This window comes from Hydrogenophaga sp., assembly GCF_026125785.1.
Taxonomy (GTDB): Bacteria; Pseudomonadota; Gammaproteobacteria; order Burkholderiales; family Burkholderiaceae_C; genus Hydrogenophaga.
Window position 1 is genome coordinate 1 of sequence record NZ_JAHCKL010000043.1, and the last position, 2,374, is coordinate 2,374.

2 protein-coding genes and 1 pseudogene are annotated in these 2,374 nt (G+C 68.7%); all 3 read right to left on the bottom strand.

Annotation, left to right across the window (positions count from 1 at the left end; all coding sequences use genetic code 11):
* Positions 1–328: 328 nt before the first annotated feature.
* Entirely contained in the window at positions 329–643 is a 315-nt protein-coding gene (locus KIT53_RS20210; RefSeq protein WP_150360005.1) for a DUF736 domain-containing protein, read from the bottom strand.
* 804 nt (positions 644–1,447) lie between these two features.
* Entirely contained in the window at positions 1,448–1,657 is a 210-nt protein-coding gene (locus KIT53_RS20215; protein WP_297756290.1) for a hypothetical protein, read from the bottom strand.
* A 62-nt stretch (positions 1,658–1,719) separates the two neighbouring features.
* Positions 1,720–2,374, bottom strand: a pseudogene (locus KIT53_RS20220) (chromosome partitioning protein ParB); the annotation flags it as partial.

Genomic DNA, 2,374 nt, shown 5'->3' on the forward strand with positions numbered 1-2,374 from the left:
GGTTCGGCGGTGTTCAAGGGGCGCCAAGTGCAGCGCGGCGGGGATGGGCCTTGCGCCGATCCCCTGGAGGCAAGCGTAGCGCGCAGCGCCACAGGCGCGAAGGCGTGAGGGATTGAAGCCGCATGGCCGTGACGACAAAGACGGCACGGGGCGCAGCCCGCAAAGCCCGGCGGCGTATCGCGCCGACACGCCATGCCCCGAGCGCAGGCACAGGCGCTCCTTCCCAGCATGGAGATGCGGCCCGCCAAAAGCCACTCCCTATCTTGACCGGGTATGGGACGTACTGACAGCGCAGCGCCCCGCCGGAGCGGGATGCTGCGGGCGGCGACTACGCCGCTTGGACCTTGCTGCGCGACCAGATCAAGTCGTGCGTGCCGCCCTCACCTTCGATCAGGCGGGCGTAGACCGGCGCCGGGAACGAAGGATCGTCGAGGGTCACGGACAGGTAGTCCCGCCCGGCTTCGCTGGTCTTGTTCCACGCCGCGCCGATGTCATGGCCGGCGGCCTGGAGGCGGAAGTCGGGGGCGTTCTCGCTGCTGCCCTTGTCGTTGGGAACCAGCTTGACCTTGACGTTGAGGGTCAGGGTGCGGAGCGTGCCGGTGAAGCCGTCTTTGTCTGCGGTGAAGGTACCGATGTTGGCCATGATGATTTCTCCTTTCGGTGGAACAAGGTTCGCGCCCATCGCGTCCTTGTTGTGATCCGGCCAGCGGGGGACGGGCTGGCTGCACCGCTTGCGGTCGAAACGCAGTGGAGAGCCGGGAGGCGAAAAGAATTTGCTGCGCGAGGAAGCCGCGCAGCGGCGGGGAAATTGTTTTCGCCGGACGGTTGCAGCCATGAAGCCCGAGGCGCAGCCGTGCCACCGCCAGGATTCACAACGAGACAAGGACGCCTTGGGCCGAACCGCTCCGAAAGGAGATAGGGCCGACTCGGCATGCCCGCATGAAGGCTGCTCCGGCTCGCCCGCTGACGCGGGCCAGGTCAAACACCCGACGACAGGCGGGAACGCCCCTGCCGCACCTTGCGATGCCGGTCTTGTGGTGTGGCGTGGAAGCTCCATAGCGATGCCGGGCGGGTTGGCCGTGAAACGTCCTTCGTGACGTGACAGGCAGGAACCGCCAGCGTTGAGGACGGCCCGCATTTGCACAACCTGCCGCAGCAAGCGCCAGCGTGTTCGCCAGCGCGCCGTCCATCGCGGCGGGGCGCTGGCCGAGCCGATCCGGCGCAGCCGGTTCGGCAGCATCAAGGGGCGCCAAGCATTGCGCGGCGGGTATAGCCCGCAGGGCTTTCCCCTGGAGACAAGCGCAGCGCGCAGGTGTGGGCCGGGCGGATGCTCGGCTGCTCTAACGCCGCCGCCTGAGCCACCGCGAAGGCGGCGGCGTTCTGATTCGGCTTTTGGCCTTGAACACCGGGCCCAGGACGGAACGGCCTGGGCGCGGTGCTGTTCGGGTTATTCCTTCGTCTCGATGAGCCACCACACGGCACGCGGCAAGGCGCGGCCCGTGATGGGGTGAATGTCGGTCAGGTCGGCGCAGGCTGTCCAGCCGGGGGGCGGACGGTAGCCGCGCACGTCGCCTTCGCCGTGCCAGCGGCGAGCGCGTACCGTGCCGGGCGCATAGGTCGCCGCCATGCGCGGGCGGCTGGTGGTGGTGCGGGTCATGGGGGCTTCTCCTTCAAGCGAAGCGCCCCGGTCGAGGCCGGGGCGCTTGCCTTCGGTGCAGGTCAAGTGGCCAGTGCCTCGGCGGGTTCATCCGCCATTGCCTCGGCATCCTCCGGGGTGTCCTGCGCCTGCGTTTCCTGCGGCGCAGCTTCCGGGCCTTCGGTCTTGAAGATGGCGGGCATCCAGCCCGTACCATCGGCCAGCCGTTCCGCCTCGCTGACAATGTCGGCCTTCTTCAACTTCGCCAGTCGGGAAACCTGCTCGGGCGCGTACTCGCCAACGGCTTGCAGGACTGCCGCCTTGGGAACGTGCTTGAAGTAGCCTTCTGCGGTCGGCTGCCACCATGCGGCCATGTCGAGGCCCACGGCCTGCGCCAGTTCCTCGCCGGGTTGGTGCGGCGTGGCGCGCGGCGTCACCACGTCCACCGTGGCGGCCACGCATACCGCCAGCAGCCGCACCAGTTCGTCTTGCGACTTCGCCAGCAGCACGGCGAACAGTCCGGTGCTGTCCTCCGGCAAGGCAACACCTGCCACCTGTTGCAGTTCGCGCAGCGCCACGGCGGCGGGCGATTCCGGCCAGTCCGGGGCCATGCCTTCCAGCCGGTCTTGCACCGTGAGGCGCACGCCCAGCGGCAGGCCATCGCCGTAGGTGTCGGGCTGCAAGACGGTCTGCACCATGCCATGCACCAGCGCGGCCAGCGCCACTTGCGGATGCCGG